This window comes from Streptomyces mesophilus (genome assembly GCF_040300965.1).
Lineage (GTDB): Bacteria > Actinomycetota > Actinomycetes > Streptomycetales > Streptomycetaceae > Streptomyces > Streptomyces mesophilus_A.
The window spans coordinates 49,201-70,436 of record NZ_JBEPEW010000030.1 but is presented as its reverse complement, the minus strand read 5'-3'; the positions used below and the strand labels follow the sequence as shown (position 1 = coordinate 70,436).

The following is a 21,236-nucleotide window of genomic DNA, read 5'->3' as shown; positions in this document are numbered from 1 at the left end:
CGGGCGACTGGTGCTCGCCGGGGTCGGCTGGGTCTGCCGGCTGATGCTCCGCGCCTGCCGCGGGCATGCGGCGGAGATGGAGCGGGGGGTCGCGGCGGCCGCCGCCGACCGTGCACAGACTGTGGATTACGGGCTGCGGATCGTCGCTCAGGAGCAGGTGGGCCTCGCGTACGCCGGCTGGGACCGGCTGCTCACCAAGGTCGCGCTGCCCGCCTGGCGCATGGGCCGCTGGCCGTCCCGGCTCGACGCCGGAGTGGTCGCCGCGCTCACCGAGCTGTCCCGCCGCGACCGCCTCGCCGAAGGCTTCGCCTCGCGGCTCGGGGAGCGGCCCGCGTGCGATCTGCTCGAGGAGCCCGGCGCGGTGGACGAGGCGGCCTCGCTGCTCGCGGCCCGGCTCTTCCATGGCGAACAAGGCGCGGGCTGGGCGCCGGTCGACTGGCAGGAGTATCCGGAGGAGGTCGTCGACCGCAAGTGGCGGATGGACGCGGCCCGGCTGCACCGCGCCCTCGACTCCCTGGGCGTGGGACGGGCCACGGCACCGGACATGGACCCGCAGGCGCCCACCCTTGCGCGGGTGATGGAACATCTGGCGTCCGAGACCTGTGAACCGGGCGCTGGCGAAGGGGAGTCGGGCGCAGAGGCGGTGCCGACGGGTTCGGTCGCCTCGGACACCGAGGTTCCGTCCGCGGCTCCGGCCGGCTCGGGTACGGAGGCTGTGCCGACGGGGCCGGCAGCCGGCTCGGAGCTCACGCCTGAAACCGGCCAGGTGGATCCTGGGCTCAGCCACCTGGACCCGGCCACCCCCGACCTCACCCACAACGAAGCCCTCGACGCGGACCACAACGAAGCCCTCGACGCGGACCACAACGAAGCCCTCGACGCGGACCACAACGAAGCCCTCGACGCAGACCACAACGAAGCCCTCGACGCAGACCACAACGAAGCCCCCGACGCAGACCACGACCCCACAGAGCCCTCCGCCCTCGCCCCCCAGGGCGAGCAACTGGCCGCCGTACTCACCGTGGAGCTGGCCCGCGAGGAGAGCACCGCACCGAGTGCCCCGCCTCAGCCGGCCGTGACGGACGACGCGTCCTGGGACGATGCGCTGCTGCCGCTGTTCCCGATGCAACCACCGCGCTCCGGGCGGGAGTTGCTGGCCGACCACGTCACCGCGATGGTCTGCTGCGCCGCCGTCGACACCGCCGGCGCGGCCCCCGGACTCGACTGGCTCGACGGCCCGACCCTGCTCGTGGACGGCGTACGTGCCGCCGACCTCAGCCCCCGGGTGCTCAGCCTCGTCGAGGACGGCGACCCCGAACCCCTGCGCGGCTGGCTCGCGGGTCTTGGCGTACGACCGGAGAAGCCGGTGCGCTTGGTCTGAGTCACCGCTCCCCGGAGTGCCACGTTCCGTTCACGTCAATCCGCGACGAACGGTGACGGGATGCGTGCTTAATGTGATGTGCTGGGACCGACCGTCGACTGACACAGCTCGGCGCACGTATCAGCAGACGCCGGCCACCGATCCGTCAGCACGAGGACACCGGTCGCGGCCGGTCACAGCAGACGCAGGACCCGGGGGACGAGGGAGGGGAGCGGCATGGGTGGCGGCAGAGTGCCGAAAAACGCAACGGCCGGCGCGGGAACGCCGATCAGGCGCTGGGAGTCCGGAGCCCTCGCCCACGCCGTGAGCGACCCCTTCGGCCAGGGCCCGCTGCCCTGGCTGCGCGGCAGCGAGCACTACTTCGACGACACGGGCCAGGTAGTCCCCTGGTACATCGACCACGCCCCGGCGCCCGGCGCCCGTATCCCCGCGCCCCGCAGCACCACGGGACCGCGCACGGCCGACGATGTGCACCAGCAGGTGAAGGGATTCACCTCCACGGGTGCCGCCGCCCCCGGCGAATCCATCGACTTCCACATCACCGTGGACCCGCCGCAGCAGTTCGGCGTCGACATCTACCGGATCGGGCACTACGGCGGTGACGGCGCCTCGAAGATCACCACGAGCCCCCGGCTCTCCGGCATCGTCCAGCCGCCTCCGCTGGCCGCCGACCGTACGGTCTCCTGCCACCACTGGTGGCTCTCCTGGCGGCTGCAGATCCCGAGTTACTGGAACACGGGCGCGTACGTGGCCGTCCTGACCACCGCCGACGGGTACCGCTCGCACATCCCGTTCACGGTCCGGGACGACCGCCCGGCGGATCTGCTGCTCCTGCTCCCGGACGTGACCTGGCAGGCGTACAACCTCTATCCGGAGGACGGCCGAACGGGCGCCAGCCTCTACCACGCCTGGGACGAACAGGGCTCGCTGCTCGGCGAGAGCGACGCCGCCATCACGGTCTCCTTCGACCGCCCGTACGCGGGCGCGGGACTGCCGCTCCACGTGGGCCACGCCTACGACTTCATCCGCTGGGCCGAACGCTACGGCTATGACCTCGCGTACGCCGATACGCGCGATCTGCACGCAGGACGCGTGGATCCGACCCGCTACCGGGGCCTGGTCTTCCCGGGCCACGACGAGTACTGGTCGGTGCCGATGCGCCGTACGACGGAACAGGCCCGTGACAGCGGCACATCGCTGGTCTTCCTCTCCGCCAACACCATGTACTGGCAAGTGGAGTTGAGCCCCTCGCCCTCCGGCGTGCCCGACCGCCTGCTCACCTGCCGCAAGCGCCGCGGCCCGGGCAGGCCCACGCTCTGGCGTGAAGTGGACCGCGCGGAACAGCAGTTGATGGGCATCCAGTACGCGGGCCGGGTCCCCGAGCCGTCGCCCCTCGTCGTACGCAATGCGGACCACTGGCTGTGGGACGCGACCGGCGCGCACGAAGGCGACGAGATCGAGGACCTGGTCGCGGGCGAGGCCGACCGCTACTTCCCGCGCACCCCGCTGCCCGAGCACCAGGGCCGCATCCTGCTGGCGCACTCCCCGTACCGGGACGGCGAGGGGGCCAAGCGCCACCAGGAGACCTCCCTGTACCGGGCACCGTCCGGCGCGCTGGTCTTCGCGTCCGGGACCTTCGCGTGGTCACCGGCGCTCGACCGGCCGGGCCATGTGGACACCCGTATCCAACGGGCGACCGCCAATCTGCTCGACCGCATCTGCAAGCGCGACTGAGGCAGCCGGCCTGCGGCAGCCACCTGAGGCGGCCGAGCGAGGCCGTCAGCCAAGGCAGCCACCCAGGGCAGCCGACCATGGCCGCCCGCCAAGGCGGCCCACCAAGGCCGCCACCTGAGCAGCCCACCGAGGCGCGCGCGACCGCCGCGTGCCCCACCCCTGGTCAGCGGCACCTTCGCGATAGGCGAGAATCGGACCGCTGGCCGAAACGACGGGGAGGAACCATGCCCGGATTCGTAGAAAAGCCCGAGCCGATCGAGGTGCCGGGCCTGGTGCACCTGCACACCGGCAAGGTGCGCGACCTGTACCAGAACGAAGCGGGCGACCTCGTGATGGTCGCCAGCAACCGCACCTCCGCGATGGACTGGGTGCTGCCCACGGAGATTCCCGACAAGGGCCGCATCCTCACGCAGCTGTCCCTGTGGTGGTTCGACCAGCTCGCGGACCTCGTCCCGCACCACGTCCTGTCCACCGAGGTCCCGGCCGGCGCGCCCGCGGACTGGGCGGGCCGGGTCCTGATCTGCAAGTCCCTGGCGATGGTCCCGGTCGAGTGCGTCGCGCGCGGCTATCTCACGGGCTCCGGCCTCGTCGAGTACGAGCAGAGCCGCACGGTCTGCGGCCTCGCCCTGCCCGAGGGCCTGGTCGACGGCTCGGAGCTGCCCGCCCCGATCTTCACGCCCGCGATGAAGGCCGCGGTCGGCGAGCACGACGAGAACGTGTCGTACGAGGAAGTGGCCCGCGAAGTCGGCGCCGAGACCGCCGCCCAGCTGCGCCAGACGACCCTCGCCGTCTACGGCCGCGCCCGGGACATCGCCCGCGACCGGGGCATCATCCTCGCGGACACCAAGTTCGAGTTCGGCTACGAGGGCGAGACGCTGGTCATCGCCGACGAGGTCCTCACCCCGGACTCCTCGCGTTTCTGGCCTGCGGACCAGTGGCAGCCGGGGCAGACCCAGCCGTCCTTCGACAAGCAGATCATCCGGAACTGGCTGAAGTCCGCCGAGGCCGGCTGGGTCCGCCAGGGCCCGCAGGGCGAGAACCCGCCCCCGCCGCTGTCGCCGGAGATCGTGGAGCGCACCCGCTCGCGCTACATCGAGGCGTACGAGCTGCTGACGGGGACGGCCTGGTAACCGAGCACACCACGCACACCGCGCACACCGCGCACGCGAAAGGCCCCCGGTGAGAACCGAGGGCCTTTCCCATATGGAGCGAACGACGAGGTTCGAACTCGCGACCTCAACCTTGGCAAGGTTGCGCTCTACCAACTGAGCTACGTTCGCACGCACGGTGAGCTTTCGCCGTAGTGCGGAGACCACTATACCCAACCGCGCTCGCGCGCGAGGCGCACCGCCGCGTGACGGTTCTCGACCCCGAGTTTCGAGACGGCCGCGGAGAGATAGTTCCGCACGGTCCCCGGCGACAGCGCCGCCCGTTCGGCGATCTCCGACACCGGCGCACCGTCCGCCGCCAGCTCGAGGACCTCCGCCTCGCGCGCGGTCAGCGGAGAGTCCCCGGAGGAGATGGCGTCGGCCGCCAACTCCGGGTCCACATAACGGTTTCCGGCATGCACGGTACGGATGATCTCGGCGAGCCGCTGCGCGCTCACGGTCTTCGGTACGAACCCCCGTACACCCGCTTCGAGCGCCCGCTTCAGATGCCCCGGCCGCCCATGACTCGTCACGATCATGGTCTGGCAGGAGGGCAGTTCACGCCGCAGCGATGTGGCCACGCTCACACCGTCCGCCCCCGGCATCTGCAGATCCAGTACGGCCACATCCGGCCGGTGCGCGAGCGCCATGGCGAGCGCCTCGGGCCCGGAGGCCGCCTCCGCGACGACGGTCAGATCGTCCTCGAGCGCGAGCAGCGCGGCCAGCGCCCCGCGGATCAGATGCTCGTCGTCGGCGAGCAGGATTCTCAGGGACTGCACATCCATGGAAGCGGGCTCGGTCATCGGGCGGCCTCGTTCTCGTTCGTACGGGGGGTGGCTTCCTCTTCGCCCGTACGGGAAGCGGGCCTCGATGCCGTACGGGAAGGCCTCGATGCCGTACGGGCGGCGGGACCAGGCTCGGGCACACCCAGCGGCACCTCGGCGACCAGCTCGAACACGCCGTCCCCGGCCGGCCCCGCCTCGAGCCGACCGCCGAGCGCCGCGAGCCGTTCCCGCAGCCCGGCGAGCCCGGAACCGCCGGGGCCCGGCGTTGTCAGAGGGCCCCGATAGCCTTTAAGGGGCTCGGCCCCCGGGAGGGCGGGGTCTGTTCCCGCACCCTGGCCGTCGTCTCCCGCACCGTCGTTGTCGACCGTGAGCACAGCCCTCCCCGCCCCCACCCGCAGCGCGATCGAGCACCGGGTCGCGTCCCCGTGCCGCAGCACATTGGTGGCCGCCTCGCGCACCACCCAGCCGAGCGCCGCGTGGGCGCCCGTCGGCAGCTTGTCCGCCGCCTCGGCGCCGGTCACCCGGCAGTCGATCCCGGCGGCGCTCAACACGGCCTGCGCACCGGCCAGTTCGGACCCGATGCTCGCCTCGCGATAGCCGCGTACGACTTCCTGCACCTCCCGCTGCGACTCCCGGGCGATCCGCTGCACCTCGATCATCTGCTCCACGGCCTCGGGGCGGCCGCGCCGGGCCAGTTGCACGGCGAGCTCGCTCTTCAAAGCGATCACCGCCAGATTCCGGCCCATCACGTCATGCAGATCCCGCCCGAACCGCAGCCGCTCCTCGGCGACCGCGAGCCGCGCCTGCGCCTCGCGGCCGCGCTCCGCCTGCCACATGACACGCAGGCTCCAGGCGGAGCAGCGGATGCTGGCCAGACAGATCATGGCCCCGCCGTACACCCCCACCGCGTAGCCGAGCAGGGACATGTCGCGCACCCCGACGAGGGCGAACGCGCCGGTCACCACCACGGCGGCGGCCAGCGACCACTGCTGGAACGTACGCAGCGGCATGGTGAGACAGCGTTCCGCGGTGTACGGGATGACCGCGAAGAGCGCCACGAAGACGGTGAACTCCTTGTCGAGCGCACCGGTCGCCTCGAGCCCGAGATCGAGGGCGAGCGTGCCGGCCATCAGCGCACCGGCGAGCAGCCAGCTCCGGGCCGGTACGGCGCCGCGGCCCAGGTACTCGCCGAACGCGAGCGGCAGCAGCCGCCAGGAGAGCACGCACTGGGCGGTCGCACAGATCAGCAGCAGCGCGCCGAGCGCCAAGGGCAGTCCGGCCGGCTCCGAGGCGAGCTGGGCGACCGGCATCACCAGCCAGGCCAGGAAGAAGAACCAGACCATGAGCCGCACGATGAGCAGGCTCTGGAACTCCATGCGCTCCACATGACTGCGCTCGTCCCAGACGCCCCTGCGCCACCGCCGATACCGCTCCAGCACGTTGTCGCTCTCCCCGCTCAGCGCCTCGGCTCCCAACGGAACCACCGTCGTACAGCAAACACCGCCACCACGATCCAGGCCACCGCCACGGCCAGCGCCGACAGCGCGTCACCCGTGGACAGGGTGCCGGTCCAGCCACCGCGCACGAGCGTGATCACGGGCGAGAACGGCAGCAGTTCGAGGACGGACGCCAGCCGGTCGGGGAAGACCTCGAGCGGCACGGTCATCCCGGAGCCGATCATCGAGACGAACACCATCGGCAGCGCCATCACCTGCGCGCTCTCGGCGGTCTTGCTGAGCCCCGCGGTCACCGCGGCGAGGCCGACGGCGATCACGAGTCCGAGGAGCACACCGAGCACGGCCCAGTACACGGCGGGCGGCGCCCCCAGGTCGAGCAGCAGGGTCGCCCCGACCGTCACGACCACGCACTGCAGCAGGCCGATGAGGGAGGCGGGCAGCGCGGCGCCCGCGAGGATCTCCTGGTCGCGCAGTTCGCCGGTACGCAGCCGCTTGAAGACCAGCTCCTCGCGGCGGACTACGAAGGTGGTCACCAGGGCGCTGTAGACCGCGAAGAGGAGCGAGAAGCCGACCGCCGCGGTCAGGAGCAGCTCACCGACCTTCACGCCGGTGCCCTCGAGCGTCGACTCCTTGACGGTGGCCTGCACGCTGAACGGCAGGATCAGCGGCACGATGAGCGCGGTCACCAGGGTGCCCTTCGCCCGTCCGAGCAGCGTCAGTTCGGTGCGCGCCAGCGCGGTCATCCGTCCCGCGGGGGTGGTGCGTGCCGCGGGGGCGGTTCGTCCCGTGAGGGTGGTGGTGCTCATGCCACGGTCTCCTTCGTACGTACGGCGTCATCCGCGGACTGTCCGTCCCGCGCCTCGCGGGCGATGTGCAGGAAGGCCTCTTCGAGCGAGGCGGGCCGCACATCGAGCCGGCGCAGTTCCACCCCGGCCTCCCGGGCCCACAACAGCAGCCCGGTGGCGGACCGTTGGAGCTCGGGCGTCTTCAGCCGTACGGTCTGTCCTTCCGTCTCGTGTCCGGTGACGCCGAGCTCGCCCAGCGGCGGCAGGTCTCCCACGAAGTAGCCCTCGGGCAGTTCGAAGGAGATCCGGGACGGCTGGGTCGCGGTCACCTCGTCCGGGGTGCCGGTCAGCGCGATCTGTCCTTCGTGCAGGATCGCGAGCCGGTCGGCGAGCACCTCGGCCTCTTCGAGGTAGTGCGTGGTGAGCAGCACGGTGGTGCCGTTCGCACGCAGCGCGCGCACCAACTCCCAGGTGTCGACGCGCCCTTCGGCGTCGAGCCCGGTGGTCGGTTCGTCGAGGAAGAGCACCTCGGGCCGGCCGAGCAGCGCCATCGCCAGATCGAGCCGCCGCTTCTCGCCGCCGGAGAGCATCTTCACGCGGACGTCGGCCCTGCGGGCCAGACCGACGAGTTCGAGCGCCTCACGGATCGGCCGCGCACCACTCGTGCAGCCGGCCCACATCCGTACGCTCTCGCTGACGGTCAGCTCGGACGGGAACCCGCCCTCCTGCAGCATCACGCCGATCCGCGGCCGCACCGCGGCCCGCTCGCTGTACGGGTCGTGCCCGAGCACCCGGACCCGGCCGGCGGCCGGCTTCGCGAGTCCTTCGAGGAGTTCGACGGTGGAGGTCTTGCCCGCGCCGTTGGTGCCGAGCAGAGCGAACAGCTCGCCCTTGCCGACGCTGAAGGAGATCCCCCGTACCGCCTCGAAGCCGCCCGCGTACGTGCGTCGCAGATCGGTGACGTCGATCACGCGTTCTTCGGTGGTGGTGTTCATGCCTCAAGCCTCCCCGCGATCAAGGGACGCGGGCAGTGCGTGCGGTCATGAGCTGGGGTGACAGCTCTCACAGCCGCACATGACACCTGTCATAAACAGAGCGGGGAGATCCCGGAACGCCGAAAGCCCCCGGTTTCCCGGGGGCTTTCGATGTGGAGCGAACGACGAGGTTCGAACTCGCGACCTCAACCTTGGCAAGGTTGCGCTCTACCAACTGAGCTACGTTCGCACAGCATCCGTCCGGCTCTCACCGGGCGGCGCTGATACAAGACTACCTGATCCACATGAGTGGTCGGAGCCTCGTATCGGAGCGGGTGACAGGAATTGCACACTGCGCCTCCCCCCTGGAAGGGGGGTGTTCTGCTACTGAACTACACCCGCGCGTTCTCCGTGGTGTCCGGTCTCCCGGGCCCCGCGGCGCGTTCCAGACTCTAGCCGACCTGCGGGGGTGCAATGCAAGTCGGTTGTGGTCCGGGGCTCCGCGAACCCGGGTCCGGGGGCCTCAGTTGGCGGCTTCGAAGGCCTCGTAGACCTTCTTGGGGATGCGTCCCCTGGCCGGCACGTCCATCTTGTTGGACCGCGCCCAGGCCCGGACCGCCGCCGGGTCCGCCGCGACCGCGGTGTGCTTCACGGTCTTGTTCGCCTTGCCCGTGCCACGCCCCGACTGCTTGCGGCCCGCCTCCAGGTACGGAGCGAGCGTCTTGCGCAGTTTCTTGGCATTGGCTTGATTGAGGTCGATCTCGTACGACTTGCCGTCAAGACCGAAGGCGACCGTTTCCGCCGCTTCTGAGCCGTCGATGTCGTCAAAGAGAGTGACCACGACACGCTGCGCCACGAATATCGGTCCTTTCCTGCGGAATCACCGCTTCGATGTCGGCCTGACATGCGCTTCTGTCGCGCCCGCACGCCGGTCGACGCCCCGTTTTCCCAGCCGTTATCGGCACTTTAGGCCCATGATCCGGCTTTCGCTTATTTGCCCGCGAATCCGCCGACGAATCCTTTGTACAGTGCCGAGCATTGCATGGGGAAGACCGACTAAATCTCTCCGCGTGTCCGGGCGCAATGGAACGCCGGAGGTTTCTTGCGGGGTTTCCCGGAATTTTCCCTGCCCATTGCTCGGGTATCGGGCCGCGACGGGGCGCAAAGATCACGGTAAAAGTGAGCGCGATCACGTAGGAACCTACGAGTCTACGCGGGTAGAAATTTACGTCGGATACGCTGAACCGACCAGCTCAGCATCGTGCTGCAGCCACGCTCAGCATCGCCGCTGAAGCACCAGCTCAGCACCAGCACACCGGGAGTGCCAGTGGCACGCGTCGTAGTCGACGTCATGCTCAAGCCGGAGATCCTCGACCCCCAGGGCCAGGCCGTGCAGCGTGCACTGCCGCGCCTCGGATTCGACGGCATCGCGGACGTACGTCAGGGCAAGCGTTTCGAGCTCGAGGTCGATGGGGACGTCGACGAGGCCGCGCTCGCCCGTATCCACGAAATGGCCGAGACCTTCCTCGCCAACACCGTCATCGAGGACTTCGTCGTGAAGGTCGAGGAGTCCAAGTGACCGCTCGTATCGGCGTCGTCACCTTCCCCGGGACGCTCGACGACCAGGACGCGCTGCGCGCCGCCAGGCTCGCGGGCGCCGAGGCCGTTTCGCTGTGGCACCGCGACAAGGACCTCAAGCAGGTCGACGCGGTCGTGCTCGCCGGCGGATTCTCGTACGGCGACTATCTGCGGGCCGGCGCGATCTCCCGTTTCTCGCCGGTGATGGAGACGATCATCGAGCAGGCCAAGGCGGGCATGCCCGTACTCGGTATCTGCAACGGATTCCAGATCCTCACCGAGGCGCATCTGCTCCCCGGCGCGATGCTGCGCAACAACCACCTGCACTTCATCTGCCGCGACCAGAAGCTGCGCGTCGAGAACGCGACGACGGCCTGGACGTCCGACTACGAGCAGGGCGAGGAGATCCAGGTCCCGCTCAAGAACATGGACGGCCGGTACGTCGCCGACGAGCGCGTGCTCGACGAGCTCGAGGCCGAGGGCCGGGTCGCGTTCCGCTACCTGGACATGAACCCCAACGGCTCGCTGCGCGACATCGCCGGCATCACCAACGAGGCGGGCAACGTCGTCGGCCTCATGCCGCACCCGGAGCACGCGGTCGAGCCCCTGGTCGGCACCGGCCGTACCGACGGGCTCGGATTCTTCACCTCGATCCTCAAGAAGCTGGTCACTGCCTGATGACTCTGGACACGGTCAAGCACGCGGCCGGGACCCCCGACGTCTCCCAGCCCTGGAAGGAACTCGGCCTCAAGGAGGACGAGTACGCCCGGATCCGCGAGATCCTCGGCCGCCGTCCCACCGGCGCCGAGCTCGCCATGTACTCGGTCATGTGGTCCGAGCACTGCTCGTACAAGAGCAGCAAGGTCCATCTGAAGCAGTTCGGCGAGAAGGCCCCCGAGTCCGACGCGCTGCTCGTCGGCATCGGTGAGAACGCGGGCGTCGTCGACGTCGGCCAGGGCTACGCGGTCACCTTCAAGGTCGAGTCGCACAACCACCCCTCCTACATCGAGCCGTACCAGGGCGCCGCGACCGGCGTCGGCGGCATCGTGCGCGACATCCTCGCGATGGGCGCGCGTCCGGTGGCCGTGATGGACCCGCTGCGCTTCGGCGCCGCGGACCACCCCGACACCAAGCGCGTCCTGCCGGGCGTCGTCGCGGGCATCGGCGGCTACGGCAACTGCCTGGGTCTGCCGAACATCGGCGGCGAGGTCGTCTTCGACTCCTGCTACCAGGGCAACCCGCTGGTCAACGCGCTGTGCGTGGGCGTCATGAAGCACGAGGACATCCACCTCGCGAAGGCTTCCGGCACCGGCAACAAGGTCATCCTGTACGGGGCCCGCACCGGCGGCGACGGCATCGGCGGCGTCTCGGTGCTCGCCTCCGAGACCTTCGACTCGACCGGCCCCTCGCGGCGTCCGGCCGTCCAGGTCGGCGACCCGTTCCAGGAGAAGCTGCTCATCGAGTGCACGCTGGAGATCTTCCGCGAGAACCTCGTGGACGGTATCCAGGACCTCGGCGGCGCCGGTCTCTCCTGCGCGACCAGCGAGCTCGCTTCGGCCGGCTCCGGTGGCATGCGCGTCGAGCTGGACCGCGTCCACCTGCGTGACGCGACGCTCTCGCCCGAGGAAATCCTCATGAGCGAGTCGCAGGAGCGCATGTGCGCGATCGTCGAGCCCGGCAAGGTCGACCGCTTCCTCGAGATCTGCGAGAAGTGGGACGTCATCGCCACGGTCATCGGTGAGGTCACCGAGGGCTCCCAGCTGGAGATCTTCTGGCACGGCGAGCAGATCGTGGACGTACCGCCGCGGACCGTCGCCCACGAGGGGCCGGTCTACCACCGCCCGTACGAGCGTCCGTCCTGGCAGGACGCGCTGCAGGCGGACGACGCGAACAAGCTGGCGCGCCCGGCCAACTCGGACGAGCTGCGTGAGCAGGTCCTGAAGCTGGTCGCGTCCCCGAACCAGGCCTCCAAGTCCTGGATCACCGACCAGTACGACCGCTTCGTGCAGGGCAACACGATCCTCGCCCAGCCCGAGGACTCCGGCATGGTCCGCATCGACGAGGAGACCAACCTCGGTGTGGCCGTGGCGACGGACGGCAACGGCCGGTACGCCAAGCTCGACCCGTACGCGGGCGCCCAGCTCGCGCTCGCCGAGTCGTACCGCAATGTCGCCGCCTCCGGCGCCAAGCCGCTCGCCATCTCCAACTGCCTGAACTTCGGTTCGCCCGAGGACCCGGCGGTCATGTGGCAGTTCGCCGAGGCCACCCGTGGTCTCGCGGACGGCTGCCTGGAGCTCGGCACCCCGGTGACCGGCGGCAATGTCTCGCTCTACAACCAGACCGGCGAGACGGCGATCCACCCGACGCCCGTGGTCGCCGTGCTCGGTGTGATCGACGACGTCACGCGCCGTACGCCGATGGCCTTCGCCGAAGAGGGCCAGCTGCTCTACCTCCTGGGCGAGACCCGCGAGGAGTTCGGCGGCTCCGCCTGGTCCCAGGTCGTGCACGACCACCTCGGTGGTCTGCCGCCCGTCGTGGACCTGGAGCGCGAGAAGCTGCTCGGCGAGATCCTGATCGCCGGTTCGCGCGACGGCATGATCGACGCCGCGCACGACCTGTCCGACGGCGGTCTGATCCAGGCGGTCACCGAGTCCTGCCTCCGTGGCGGCAAGGGTGCGCGCCTGGTCGTGCCGGACGGTCTCGACGCCTTCACCTTCCTCTTCTCCGAGTCGGCGGGCCGCGCGGTCGTCGCCGTCCCGCGCAGCGAGGAGCTCCGCTTCACCGACATGTGCGGTGCGCGGGGTCTGCCGGCGACGCGGATCGGCGTCGTCGACGGCGATGCGGTGGAGCTGCAGGGCGAGTTCAGCCTTCAGCTGAGCGAGCTGCGCGAGGCGCACGAGGAGACGATTCCGGGTCTGCTGGCGTAGTACCGGCAACCGCCTTCGGCTGTACGTGACTTCGGCCCCGTCCAGGGTTCTGGGCGGGGCCGAGGTGCGTGTGCCGGCCTTCCGAGGGTCGGCGGGAGGGGCTGTTCAGGGGCGGAGCGCCGGTTGATACTGCGGCGGTGAACAGCCCGTACGTCCCCATATCCGCCGGTCACCGGCCCGAAGCCCTGCCCTTGGAGCCGGGTGACGCGGACCGCTGGGCGGTGGCGGGTGTGCCGCGCTGGGCCGGGGGCGGGGTGCTCGCGCTGGTGCTCTGCGCCGGGTATTCGGCCGTGCTCGCGGTGATCGCCGTATCGGGCACCGGCACCCCGAGCTGTACGGATGCCGCGCCGTGCGGCACCGACTGGACCGCGTACGGCGTGATGCTGCTCATCCCGCTCGCTCCGTACTGCGTCTGGCGGCTGCCCCGGGCCGCCGCCGTGCTGCTCCCCGTGGTGGGGGTCGGCGGGTTGCTGACGGCGCTCGTCGACGGTACGTCGTTCACGGCCGCCGACCAGGTCGTCATGGCGCTGCTCACCGGCCTCACGGCCCTGGTGTGGGCCGGTGTCCTGCTGCGGATCCGGGCCCGCTCCCGGCAGCGGGAGCTTGCGCTGCGGGCGACGGGAGGCTTGCGCGCCCTCGTACCGAAACAGCTGCCGCGCAGCAAGCAGGGGTTGCGACGGATCCTCATCGGCGCGGGTCTGTGCCTGGCCGGCGCTCTCGTGCTGCTGCACGGCGTGCTGGCCGAGCGGGAGTCCGCCGACCGGGCGCGGGGTGCCGAACGTCTCACCGCCCAGGTGCTCGGCCCCGACGGCGACAGCCGGCTCCGCGTGCGGATGCCGGACGGCACCGTACGCAGTCTCCCGGCCGCCTTCCCCGAGGAGTTCCGGCCCGGCAGCGAGGCCGGTGTGCTGGCCGACGGCGGCTGGGCGCGGCTCGTGGCGCAGCCGTACGACGCGATGGGGCAGCAGATGGCGTCCCTGCTTTTCACGGTCCCCGGCCTGGCGATGATCACGCGCGGCACCTTGCTGCACCGCAGGCTCCGCGCCCTGCGCACCGATCCCCAGCCGGTGCTGCGCGTCCTGGTCTCCGAGAACGAGGGGCCGACCGTCGCCGTACGGACGGAAGAGGACCCGGAGCGGGTGTTCCTGCTGTACGACCGCGTACGCGAGCGCGCGGCCCTGCTGCGGGGCTCGTCGGGGAACGGCATCCCCTGGAACCGCAGGGAGGCACCCCGGCAGGCCGTCCTCTACGGGGAGTTGTACGACGGGGCCGACATCGTGGTGCTCACGATGGCGGGCAAGGGCAAGGCCCGGGTGTACGGCGGGACGGCGGTGCGCGGGCGGCGGAGGTGAGGACCGGCCTCCATCCGCTCGGCGGGCTTCCCCTCCGGCGCACCATTGCGCGGCATTACGTAACTACGTAATCTCGATGTATGGATCTGGAAGAGCGTGTCGCCCGACTGGAGCGCCGCATGGCCGAGTTGGAGGGCGCGGAACGGACCGCGCCCGCACCGGCCGAGGGTGAATTCTGGGCGCTCGAAGGGCTGAAGGCCCAGCTCGCGGGGCTCGGCGCGGCCGACGGCGGTGTCCTGTTCACCGGTGCCGTACGGCTGCCGACCGGGCACCGGTACGAGTGGCAGACCGGCGCTGTGGCCGAGGACCTGTTCGACCGCGACTGGTCGGGGGCCGCCGACTCCTTCGCCGCGCTCGGCCATCCCGTACGACTGCGGCTCCTGCGCGAAATCCTCGGCGGCCGCTGCACCGCCGCCGCGCTGGCCGAGCTCGAGGAGACCGGCACGACCGGCCAGATCTACCACCACCTGCGCCAACTGACCGGCGCGGGCTGGCTGCACACCACCGGGCGCGGCCGCTACGAGGTGCCGGCGGGACGCGTGGTCCCGCTGCTCGTGCTGCTGAGCGCCGCGCGGCCGTAGCCGATCAGCAGGCCGTCACCGACCAGCAGGCCGTAACCGACCAGCAGGCCGTCACCGATCAGCACAGGGGGAACGATCATGTCCGTACGCCGGAGCAAGCTCGCCGCACGCCTGCAGTACCTGCTCGTCCTGTACGTCCTCGTCCAGGTGGTCGTCGGGTCCTTCACGGAGCTGCCGTACCCGTACTGGGCAGGCTGGATCCCGATCGTCGCCATCCTCGTGATCGCCTTCGTGCGGCGCAGGTCGGCCGACCGGGAGACGGCGGCCCACCCGCAGGACCCGGTGCTGATCGACCCGCCCGTCACCGGCCGCTGGACCGCCCTGAACAGCCCCGCGACCAAGGTGCCGAGCCACGGCACGCACGCGTACGGGCAGACCTACGCCATCGACATCGTGGCCGAGCCCGAGGACAGGGATCGGCCCGGCTTCGCCTGGGTCCGGCCCGTGACGCGGCCCAACGCGGCCTTCCCGGCCTTCGGCGCGCCGCTGCTCGCCGTGGCCGATGCCGCCGTCGTGCACGCGGAGGACGGCCAGCGCGACCACCGCAGCCGCAACTCCCTGCTCGCGCTCCTCTACTTGATGTTCGTCGAGAGCGTCGGCCGGACCCTGGGCGGAGCCCGCCGGGTCGTCGGCAACCATGTCGTCCTCGACCTCGGCGACGGCACGTACGCCTTGTACGCGCACCTCGAGCGCGGCTCGCTCCGCGTGCGTACGGGCGACAGGGTGACCACGGGCCAACAGCTTGCCCGCTGCGGCAACTCCGGCAACTCCACCGAGCCGCACGTCCACTTCCAGCTGATGGACGCCCCGGACCCGACCGCGGCCCGAGGCCTCCCGTTCACCTGGCGTGGCGTGGGAGTCCCCGCCAACGGAGAGCGGTTCACGGTGCCCGCCGGGCAGTCCCTGACCGGTTGACAGGTTCGCCGGAGTCTGTGATTCCGGGGGAGCTGTGGTCATCGGTGAGCGGGCGCGTCGCGCCCTCAACGTGATGCTTGGGCCGACTGCCGTGGCCGGTGCGGGCTGGGGTGGATACGAGACGTACGCGGTCCTGCCGGAGGTCAACGCGACATGCGCGGAGCTGGTGCCGGCGGGGAAGACGCTGTCGGGCTACTGAGTCTCGACGCGGTCGTGCACGAAGACGCCCATGCCGGTGACCGTGTGCACGAGGCCTTCATCCTTGAGCACTTGGACTGCCTTGCGCAGGGTGTCTCGTGCGACACCGAACTCGGCCTCCAGTTCGACGAGGCTCGGGATGCGTCGCCCTGGCGGAATCGTTCCGTCAGCGATCCGTTCGCGCAGTGCGGCGGCGATCTGCCGATACGGGGGAACTGGGCCTTCCCGGTCAATGCTGGACATGATCGCGACTGTAGGTGGCCAGCGTTTACGCGCGATAGCTACCCCAGAGGGTAGACGGGGGTAGTACACCCCCACTACGCTGCAACTCAAGCGCCCCGGCGACGGGTGGAGCCGTCCCGGGGCTTGGCCGACGCTGCAAGGAGCGCCGACATGCGTAACGCTATCTTCCAACTACTGCTCTGGGCCGTGGTCCTCTGTACACCGTTACCCCGTGGACGGCATCGTGCGGTCGCTTGTCGCGCGATGGGGGACCGGCCGCAATCCGTGGCTGCGCAGCGGTTGTTCGACGGTTCCGCATCACCGCTCGTGCGCCCGTATCTGTTCGGCAGCGCTGAAGACTTCCTGGAGCGTCGTCGGCAGCGTGAACGCCGCCGCGCCCTCTACCTCGCGACACTCGGCGTCGACATCGGGCCGGAGCGCATCCACGGTGTCGCCCTGACGAGGGGGACGGCCTGATGCGGCACGACGACCGCCGTCCCCCGACCCGGTGGTGCGCACGCTGCCAGCAGATCACCGAAGAGCCCGTACTCGTCTACGAGGTGTACGCCGCAACAGGCCCCGGCTTCAACGTGTACGCGTGCCCACCGTGTGCCGCCTACTACCCGCCGCTGGTTGACCCCTTGGCGGAGGGCACCGGGTGAGCACCGTGGTCGTAGGCTCAACCCATGCCGCCGAAGACCCGCCCCCGTACCTACGACCGCGCCAAGACCCGTACCGCCGTGCTCGCCCAGTTCGCCGCCGTACGGGAGGCCGTACGCGCGCTGGACGACGAGCAGTTGGCGCGGCCGACGCATCTGGAGCCGTGGACCGTGCGGGAGCTCGCCGCGCACATCGGGATGACGATGTACGCCGTCGTACGGGGCCTGGAGACCGAGGAGCCGCGGCGGGCAGAGCTGTCGCTCGACCGGTATCCGTCCGTCGGCGCCCCGTACGCGCAGTCCGTGGCCGAGACCGCCCGGGCGCTCGCCGAGGAGCACAAGGATCTCGACGCCTGGTTCGGAGAGCTCGCCGACCGGGTCACGGCACTGCTCGACATCGCACCCCCCGGACGGCTCGTCCAGATGCGGATCGGTGCGATGACCCTGGACGACCTCATGGTCACCCGGACCGTCGAACTCATCGTCCACACCGACGACTTGAACCGCACCGCCGGCGTGGAGATCCCGATGCAGCGCCAGGCACTCGCCGCCTGCACGCGTTTCCTCGCCGACACCCTCGCCGCCAAGGCACCGGGCGCGTCCACGGAGGTCCGTGTCCCTCCGTATGCCGTCGTGCAGTGCATCGAGGGACCCCGGCACACGCGCGGCACCCCGCCCAATGTGGTCGAGACGGATCCGCTGACCTGGGTGCGGCTCGCGACAGGGCGTACGGAGTGGGCGACCGCCGTGAGGGAAGCCAAGGTCGCCGCCAGTGGGGAACGGGCAGATCTGTCCGCCCTCCTGCCGGTCATGAGCTGAGCCCAGCAGGCCATGACCTGAGCCCAGCAGGCCACGACCTGAGTCCAGCCGGTCATGAGCTGAGGGGAACCGACACCCCCACCTCGCCCGTCACATCGGCATGCACACCCAGCGAGGAACACACAAGGCAGTGATCAGCTCCGCCGCCGCGCTCGCCGCGCTCGGACTGCTCGCCGCCTGCGGTAACGAGAAGGCCACCGGGGGCGGCGGTGCGGGCTCCGGGAAGACCTCCGTCGCGACCGGACCCGAGCTCACCGGCGTCCAGTGGGGCGTCGAGAGCCTCACCGTCGGCGGCAAGAAGGCGGAGCCGCCGCGCGGCGGGGCGTACTTCGAGATCTCGAAGGACGGCCGGGTCCAGGGGACCTTCGGATGCAACTCCTTCTCCGGCAAGGTCGATCTCACCGGCGGCACGGTCAAGGTGGGCTCGCTCGCGCGGACCGAGATGCACTGCGGTGACGACTTCGAGGACCGCGCGTTCTCCGTGTTCGAGGGCGAGCTGAAGGCGAAGGCGGACGGCGACAAGGTCGAACTGACCGGCGCCAAGGGCGACTTCATCACGCTCAAGCGCGTCGAGCCCGCCCCGCTGACCGGCACGAAGTGGCAGGTCACCGCGGTGCTCAAGGGAGACACGGCGGCGTCCTTGCCGAAGGAGGCGAAGGCGCATCTGACCTTCGGCAAGGACGGCCGGGTGACCGGCAGCCTTGGCTGCAACAACGTCAACGCCAAGGCCACCGTCCACAAGAACGGCACCCTCACCCTCGGGCCGGCCGGCACCACCCGAAAGATGTGTCCGGACGACCAGATGAAGACGGAGCGCGCGCTGCTCCAGCTCTTCGACGGCACGGTCGACTACAAGGTCACGCATCGCGCACTGACGCTGACCAAGGACGGCAGCGGAATCAGCGCGAATGCCGCCCCGAGCGGACAGTAGCGGCGCGACGACGGCCGCGTGCCGCGAAGACCGCGCCCAGCGCGAGCAGCAGCGCACCACCCGCGGCCACGGGGACGGCGGTGTCCGACTCGGCCCCGGTCTCGGCGAGTTCCTCGTCATCGGAGGCCGGGGCGGGCTGCTCGCTCTCGGTCTGGGGCTCGGCTCCCGAGGCGGGCTTGTCCGTGGGCTTCTGCGCGGAGTCTCCTGAGGAGGTGTCCTGCGCGGGCTTCTCCGCGGGTGCCTCGGCCGGAGCCGGTACGCCGTCCAGGCTCACCGCGACCGTCGCCTTGCCGCCGCCTGACGCGAGGACCTTCACGGACACCTTCTCGCCCGCGTCGGTCAGCGTCGTGCCCTCGGCCAGCGCGTCCGCGTCCGCCTCCCCCTTGTCGGACCAGTGGTCGGCGTCCGTGGTGTCCACAAGGGCCGCTTCGGCGTAGTCGCCCTTCGGCGCCCGGTACGCGTGCACGCCCGAGATCCGCCCGTCCACCGTCCCCGACGCACCGCGCACCTCGACCACCAGCCGGTCCTCACCGAGCGGAATGTCCAGGGCACGCACCCCGGTGCCGCTGCCGTACAGCGAACGCACCGTGTACGTACCGGACTTGGCGACCTTCACCGCCTCATCGCCCGACAGCCACTTGCTGTGGATCAGCTCGGGCGCCGTGAGCCCCGCGGCCCAACCACCGCCGCCCATCGGCGTCTTGTGGCTGGTGTCCTCACTCGCCTTGCAGCTCGCGAGATCGGCGGAGGCGCAGCGCTCGCGCAGCTGGTGGCTGTAGCCGAAGTTGTGCCCGAACTCGTGCACCAGGGCCGTCATCGAGATCTCCGCGCCGTCGATCGGCATCCAGGTCGTGCCGCCGCCTACGGAACCGAGCGCGAGATAGTCGCAGTCGGTCTTCTGGTTCGGGAAGACGATCGAGACATGCTCGTAGTCCTCCTCGGTGATGCCCTTCTTCTCCAGCGCCTGGTACGTCAGGTCCGAGATCTTCGAGCTGTCGCAGCCGGCCGCCGACATGGGCAGCTCGATCGGATCGAGGATGCCTCCACCGGCCGCCTCGAAGGTCGTGGCTCCCCGGGTCACCTCGTTGTAGTACGAGGTCAGCGACTTGTTCTCGCCGAAGTAGGACTTCTGCAGCAGGGACTTGGTCGCCCCCGGGTCCGGGAACGTGCTGTCGGAGAAGTTCACCATCACGACCTGCACCCGGCGCTCCTGAGGGGAGTCGGCGGCTTGGACCGGCGCGGCGATACCGGCCAGGGCGACGGCGGTGGCCGATATCAGCAGGGTGCGGGGGGACAGACGCATGTGGGGGGATCCTTCCGGACTGCGAACTGCGATCAACTCCGATGTGCCCGGCGCACGCTAGCGATCACATGCCGGAATCGGTCCCCTCCTCTCCCTGCCTTAGGGCCCGCTTAAGGCCCGGCTAAGAATCAAGCCGCCGTACGACATGGCGGGAGCGGGCGGAAGGGGCGCAGCCGCCCGAATGCCGGGAGGGGCGCAGTCCCCGTACGCCGGAATGGGCTCAGTCCCCGTACGCCGGAATGGCGCAGTCCCCCGTACGCACCCCCAGGAATCGCGGAGTGACTCTCCGTGCCCTTGGCTCGACTGTGCGTACTTGCGCAACCCGTCAAGGAGAGAGACGCATGAAGCCCCACATACCTGCCGCGCTGCTCGCCACCGCGCTCACGGCCACCGCCGTCGCCCTGCCCATCGCCTCCGCCACCGCGGCCGCCGAGCCCACACCGCCGCCGGCCGCCGCGAACGCCGACGGGAAGACCGCCCCCGTCGACGGCGGCATCGTCAAGCTCGACCTCGACGCGAAGCTGCTGGCCGATCTCAAGGCCAAGGGCCTGATCCTGACCCAGCTGACCGCCGACTGCCAGGTCCCCAAGGACGACAAGGGCCAGGAGCTCCTCCAGCTCGCCACCGGACTCAGCCTCGGTGTGCAGGCCGGCGGTCTCGCCTCGGTGGACGCCAAGGTCGCCGGCAATCTGGAGCTCGCGAAGACCTGCCTCGGCCTGGTGAACACCAAGGCCAAGACGGCCGTCCTGCTCAAGGACCTCAAGGCCGACCTCACCGCAGGCGCGATCGTCGGCACGCTCGCCGACGCGAAGGCCTCGGCCGAGGTGAAGCTCGGCACGTTCACGGCGCCGAAGCTCACCAAGGGCAACGTCGACGCCAAGACGAACAGCGTGATGCTCGACGCCGACGTCGCACTCGACGCCGCTGTGGCCGCGAAGCTCAACGCCGACCTCGGCGTGGACCTGTTCGTCGGCGGCTCCCCGCTCCTGAACGTCAACGCGACCCTGTCGCTGCTCAACGACATCGACCTGCTCGCGGTCCTCGGCCTCAAGCTCGACGCCAATGTCGGCGCCAAGATCGAGGGCGGCCTGCTCGGCACGGTCGACGGGATCCTCGGCGGACTCCTCGGTGGCGTCCAGCCCCCGGCCTCGCAGCCCCCGGCCTCGCAGCCCCCCGTCTCGCAGCCCCCGTCGCCGACGGCCAGTGCGGTGCCGAGCGCTCTGCCCACGGACCGCGCAGCCGAGCGGCAGGCTGCCGCCGAGCCGACGGTCATCACCACGCAGACGGCGACGGCCGACTGGTACGGCAGCTTCGAGACCCAGCTGCCCATGGTCCCCACGGCGCCCGAGGTGCCGGAGGTGGGCGAGGTCCCGGAGGTCTCCACACCGCTGTTGCAGTCCGCGATCACCGACTGACCCTCCCCCACACGGGAAGCCCCCCGAACGTCCCACGTCCGGGGGGCCTCCCGTACGTTCGTACGAAGATCC

Annotated in this window: 20 protein-coding genes, 3 tRNA genes and 1 pseudogene; 14 read left to right on the top strand and 10 right to left on the bottom strand. The window is 70.4% G+C overall.

What is annotated here, in order from left to right; genetic code table 11:
• The 3 genes and pseudogenes from ABT367_RS14095 to ABT367_RS14085 form a co-directional block, all read left to right on the top strand.
• Window positions 1–1,381, top strand: a pseudogene (locus ABT367_RS14095) (hypothetical protein); the annotation flags it as partial.
• A 231-nt stretch (window positions 1,382–1,612) separates the two neighbouring features.
• Window positions 1,613–3,115, top strand: coding sequence for a N,N-dimethylformamidase beta subunit family domain-containing protein (locus ABT367_RS14090; RefSeq protein ID WP_352252975.1), 1,503 nt, complete (start codon window positions 1,613–1,615; stop codon window positions 3,113–3,115).
• Window positions 3,116–3,339: 224 nt separating this feature from the next.
• Window positions 3,340–4,245, top strand: coding sequence for a phosphoribosylaminoimidazolesuccinocarboxamide synthase (locus ABT367_RS14085; RefSeq protein ID WP_352252973.1), 906 nt, complete (start codon window positions 3,340–3,342; stop codon window positions 4,243–4,245).
• A 74-nt stretch (window positions 4,246–4,319) separates the two neighbouring features.
• Here ABT367_RS14085 and ABT367_RS14080 read toward each other — a convergent pair.
• The 8 genes from ABT367_RS14080 to ABT367_RS14045 all read right to left on the bottom strand — a co-directional run bounded on the left by ABT367_RS14080 (window position 4,320) and on the right by ABT367_RS14045 (window position 9,120).
• Window positions 4,320–4,395: transfer RNA gene (locus tag ABT367_RS14080), tRNA-Gly, on the bottom strand.
• A 35-nt stretch (window positions 4,396–4,430) separates the two neighbouring features.
• The gene (locus tag ABT367_RS14075) at window positions 4,431–5,066 is read right to left on the bottom strand and encodes a response regulator transcription factor (RefSeq protein ID WP_352252971.1); all 636 of its coding nucleotides are present in this window, start codon (window positions 5,064–5,066) and stop codon (window positions 4,431–4,433) included.
• The gene (locus ABT367_RS14070) at window positions 5,063–6,532 is read right to left on the bottom strand and encodes a sensor histidine kinase (RefSeq protein WP_352252970.1); all 1,470 of its coding nucleotides are present in this window, start codon (window positions 6,530–6,532) and stop codon (window positions 5,063–5,065) included. Before ABT367_RS14070 ends, ABT367_RS14075 begins: the two co-directional genes overlap by 4 nt.
• A complete protein-coding gene (locus ABT367_RS14065) occupies window positions 6,505–7,311 on the bottom strand; it encodes an ABC transporter permease (RefSeq protein ID WP_352252968.1) in 807 nt (268 codons plus the stop codon). Before ABT367_RS14065 ends, ABT367_RS14070 begins: the two co-directional genes overlap by 28 nt.
• Entirely contained in the window at window positions 7,308–8,285 is a 978-nt protein-coding gene (locus ABT367_RS14060; RefSeq protein WP_352252966.1) for an ABC transporter ATP-binding protein, read from the bottom strand. The genes ABT367_RS14065 and ABT367_RS14060 overlap by 4 nt, the downstream gene beginning before the upstream one ends.
• A 153-nt stretch (window positions 8,286–8,438) precedes the next feature.
• A tRNA-Gly gene (locus ABT367_RS14055) sits at window positions 8,439–8,514 on the bottom strand.
• Between the two features lie 80 nt (window positions 8,515–8,594).
• Window positions 8,595–8,666, bottom strand: a tRNA-Gly gene (locus ABT367_RS14050).
• A 121-nt stretch (window positions 8,667–8,787) separates the two neighbouring features.
• Window positions 8,788–9,120, bottom strand: coding sequence for a histone-like nucleoid-structuring protein Lsr2 (locus tag ABT367_RS14045; RefSeq protein WP_165331621.1), 333 nt, complete (start codon window positions 9,118–9,120; stop codon window positions 8,788–8,790).
• Between the two features lie 471 nt (window positions 9,121–9,591).
• Here ABT367_RS14045 and purS point away from each other — a divergent pair, with 471 nt between their 5' ends.
• The 7 genes from purS (at window position 9,592) to ABT367_RS14010 (ending at window position 15,816) form a co-directional block, all read left to right on the top strand.
• Window positions 9,592–9,843, top strand: coding sequence for a phosphoribosylformylglycinamidine synthase subunit PurS (gene purS, locus ABT367_RS14040; RefSeq protein WP_165331620.1), 252 nt, complete (start codon window positions 9,592–9,594; stop codon window positions 9,841–9,843).
• Entirely contained in the window at window positions 9,840–10,520 is a 681-nt protein-coding gene (gene purQ, locus ABT367_RS14035) for a phosphoribosylformylglycinamidine synthase subunit PurQ (RefSeq protein ID WP_352252964.1), read from the top strand. The genes purS and purQ overlap by 4 nt, the downstream gene beginning before the upstream one ends.
• Window positions 10,520–12,769 (top strand): phosphoribosylformylglycinamidine synthase subunit PurL, encoded by a 2,250-nt coding sequence (purL, locus tag ABT367_RS14030; RefSeq protein WP_352252962.1) that lies wholly within the window; start codon window positions 10,520–10,522, stop codon window positions 12,767–12,769. The genes purQ and purL overlap by 1 nt, the downstream gene beginning before the upstream one ends.
• A gap of 137 nt (window positions 12,770–12,906) precedes the next feature.
• Window positions 12,907–14,121, top strand: a complete 1,215-nt coding sequence (locus ABT367_RS14025; RefSeq protein ID WP_352252961.1) for a hypothetical protein — start codon at window positions 12,907–12,909, stop codon at window positions 14,119–14,121.
• Window positions 14,122–14,201: 80 nt separating this feature from the next.
• Window positions 14,202–14,702: an ArsR/SmtB family transcription factor gene (locus tag ABT367_RS14020; RefSeq protein ID WP_352252959.1), complete on the top strand. Its 501-nt coding sequence runs from the start codon at window positions 14,202–14,204 to the stop codon at window positions 14,700–14,702.
• A 78-nt stretch (window positions 14,703–14,780) separates the two neighbouring features.
• Window positions 14,781–15,617, top strand: a complete 837-nt coding sequence (locus ABT367_RS14015) for a M23 family metallopeptidase (RefSeq protein ID WP_352252957.1) — start codon at window positions 14,781–14,783, stop codon at window positions 15,615–15,617.
• A gap of 73 nt (window positions 15,618–15,690) precedes the next feature.
• Entirely contained in the window at window positions 15,691–15,816 is a 126-nt protein-coding gene (locus ABT367_RS14010; RefSeq protein ID WP_352252955.1) for a hypothetical protein, read from the top strand.
• On the opposite strand, the gene ABT367_RS14005 is transcribed toward ABT367_RS14010, so the two are convergent.
• Complete coding sequence (locus tag ABT367_RS14005) at window positions 15,810–16,058, bottom strand: GntR family transcriptional regulator (RefSeq protein WP_352252953.1); 249 nt, start codon at window positions 16,056–16,058, stop codon at window positions 15,810–15,812. The two genes, ABT367_RS14010 and ABT367_RS14005, sit on opposite strands and share 7 nt — an antisense overlap.
• A gap of 150 nt (window positions 16,059–16,208) precedes the next feature.
• Between ABT367_RS14005 and ABT367_RS14000 the strand changes: the two genes are divergently transcribed.
• The 3 genes from ABT367_RS14000 (at window position 16,209) to ABT367_RS13990 (ending at window position 18,446) form a co-directional block, all read left to right on the top strand.
• Window positions 16,209–16,514, top strand: coding sequence for a hypothetical protein (locus tag ABT367_RS14000; protein WP_352252951.1), 306 nt, complete (start codon window positions 16,209–16,211; stop codon window positions 16,512–16,514).
• 209 nt (window positions 16,515–16,723) lie between these two features.
• Entirely contained in the window at window positions 16,724–17,515 is a 792-nt protein-coding gene (locus ABT367_RS13995) for a maleylpyruvate isomerase family mycothiol-dependent enzyme (RefSeq protein WP_352252949.1), read from the top strand.
• A 130-nt stretch (window positions 17,516–17,645) separates the two neighbouring features.
• Window positions 17,646–18,446, top strand: a complete 801-nt coding sequence (locus ABT367_RS13990) for an META domain-containing protein (protein ID WP_352252948.1) — start codon at window positions 17,646–17,648, stop codon at window positions 18,444–18,446.
• Here the strand turns inward: ABT367_RS13990 and ABT367_RS13985 are convergent.
• Window positions 18,415–19,749 (bottom strand): LPXTG cell wall anchor domain-containing protein, encoded by a 1,335-nt coding sequence (locus ABT367_RS13985; protein WP_352252946.1) that lies wholly within the window; start codon window positions 19,747–19,749, stop codon window positions 18,415–18,417. The genes ABT367_RS13990 and ABT367_RS13985 overlap by 32 nt on opposite strands.
• Before the next feature lie 341 nt (window positions 19,750–20,090).
• On the opposite strand from ABT367_RS13985, the gene ABT367_RS13980 reads away from it, so the two are divergent.
• Window positions 20,091–21,164 carry a hypothetical protein gene (locus ABT367_RS13980; RefSeq protein WP_352252944.1) on the top strand — a complete coding sequence of 358 codons (1,074 nt, stop codon included), beginning with the start codon at window positions 20,091–20,093 and terminating at the stop codon, window positions 21,162–21,164.
• Window positions 21,165–21,236: the final 72 nt, after the last annotated feature.

Excerpts from the sequence above, each read along its gene's own strand:
- ABT367_RS14005 (WP_352252953.1), bottom strand. The coding sequence starts at position 16,058 with ATGTCCAGCATTGACCGGGAAGGCCCAGTTCCCCCGTATCGGCAGATC.
- ABT367_RS13980 (WP_352252944.1), top strand. The coding sequence starts at position 20,091 with ATGAAGCCCCACATACCTGCCGCGCTGCTCGCCACCGCGCTCACGGCC.
- ABT367_RS13995 (WP_352252949.1), top strand. The coding sequence starts at position 16,724 with ATGCCGCCGAAGACCCGCCCCCGTACCTACGACCGCGCCAAGACCCGT.
- ABT367_RS14000 (WP_352252951.1), top strand. The coding sequence starts at position 16,209 with ATGCGTAACGCTATCTTCCAACTACTGCTCTGGGCCGTGGTCCTCTGT.
- ABT367_RS14020 (WP_352252959.1), top strand. The coding sequence starts at position 14,202 with ATGGATCTGGAAGAGCGTGTCGCCCGACTGGAGCGCCGCATGGCCGAG.
- ABT367_RS14060 (WP_352252966.1), bottom strand. The coding sequence starts at position 8,285 with ATGAACACCACCACCGAAGAACGCGTGATCGACGTCACCGATCTGCGA.
- ABT367_RS14075 (WP_352252971.1), bottom strand. The coding sequence starts at position 5,066 with ATGACCGAGCCCGCTTCCATGGATGTGCAGTCCCTGAGAATCCTGCTC.
- ABT367_RS13985 (WP_352252946.1), bottom strand. The coding sequence starts at position 19,749 with ATGCGTCTGTCCCCCCGCACCCTGCTGATATCGGCCACCGCCGTCGCC.
- purL (WP_352252962.1), top strand. The coding sequence starts at position 10,520 with ATGACTCTGGACACGGTCAAGCACGCGGCCGGGACCCCCGACGTCTCC.
- ABT367_RS14015 (WP_352252957.1), top strand. The coding sequence starts at position 14,781 with ATGTCCGTACGCCGGAGCAAGCTCGCCGCACGCCTGCAGTACCTGCTC.
- ABT367_RS14065 (WP_352252968.1), bottom strand. The coding sequence starts at position 7,311 with ATGAGCACCACCACCCTCACGGGACGAACCGCCCCCGCGGCACGCACC.
- ABT367_RS14085 (WP_352252973.1), top strand. The coding sequence starts at position 3,340 with ATGCCCGGATTCGTAGAAAAGCCCGAGCCGATCGAGGTGCCGGGCCTG.
- ABT367_RS14010 (WP_352252955.1), top strand. The coding sequence starts at position 15,691 with ATGCTTGGGCCGACTGCCGTGGCCGGTGCGGGCTGGGGTGGATACGAG.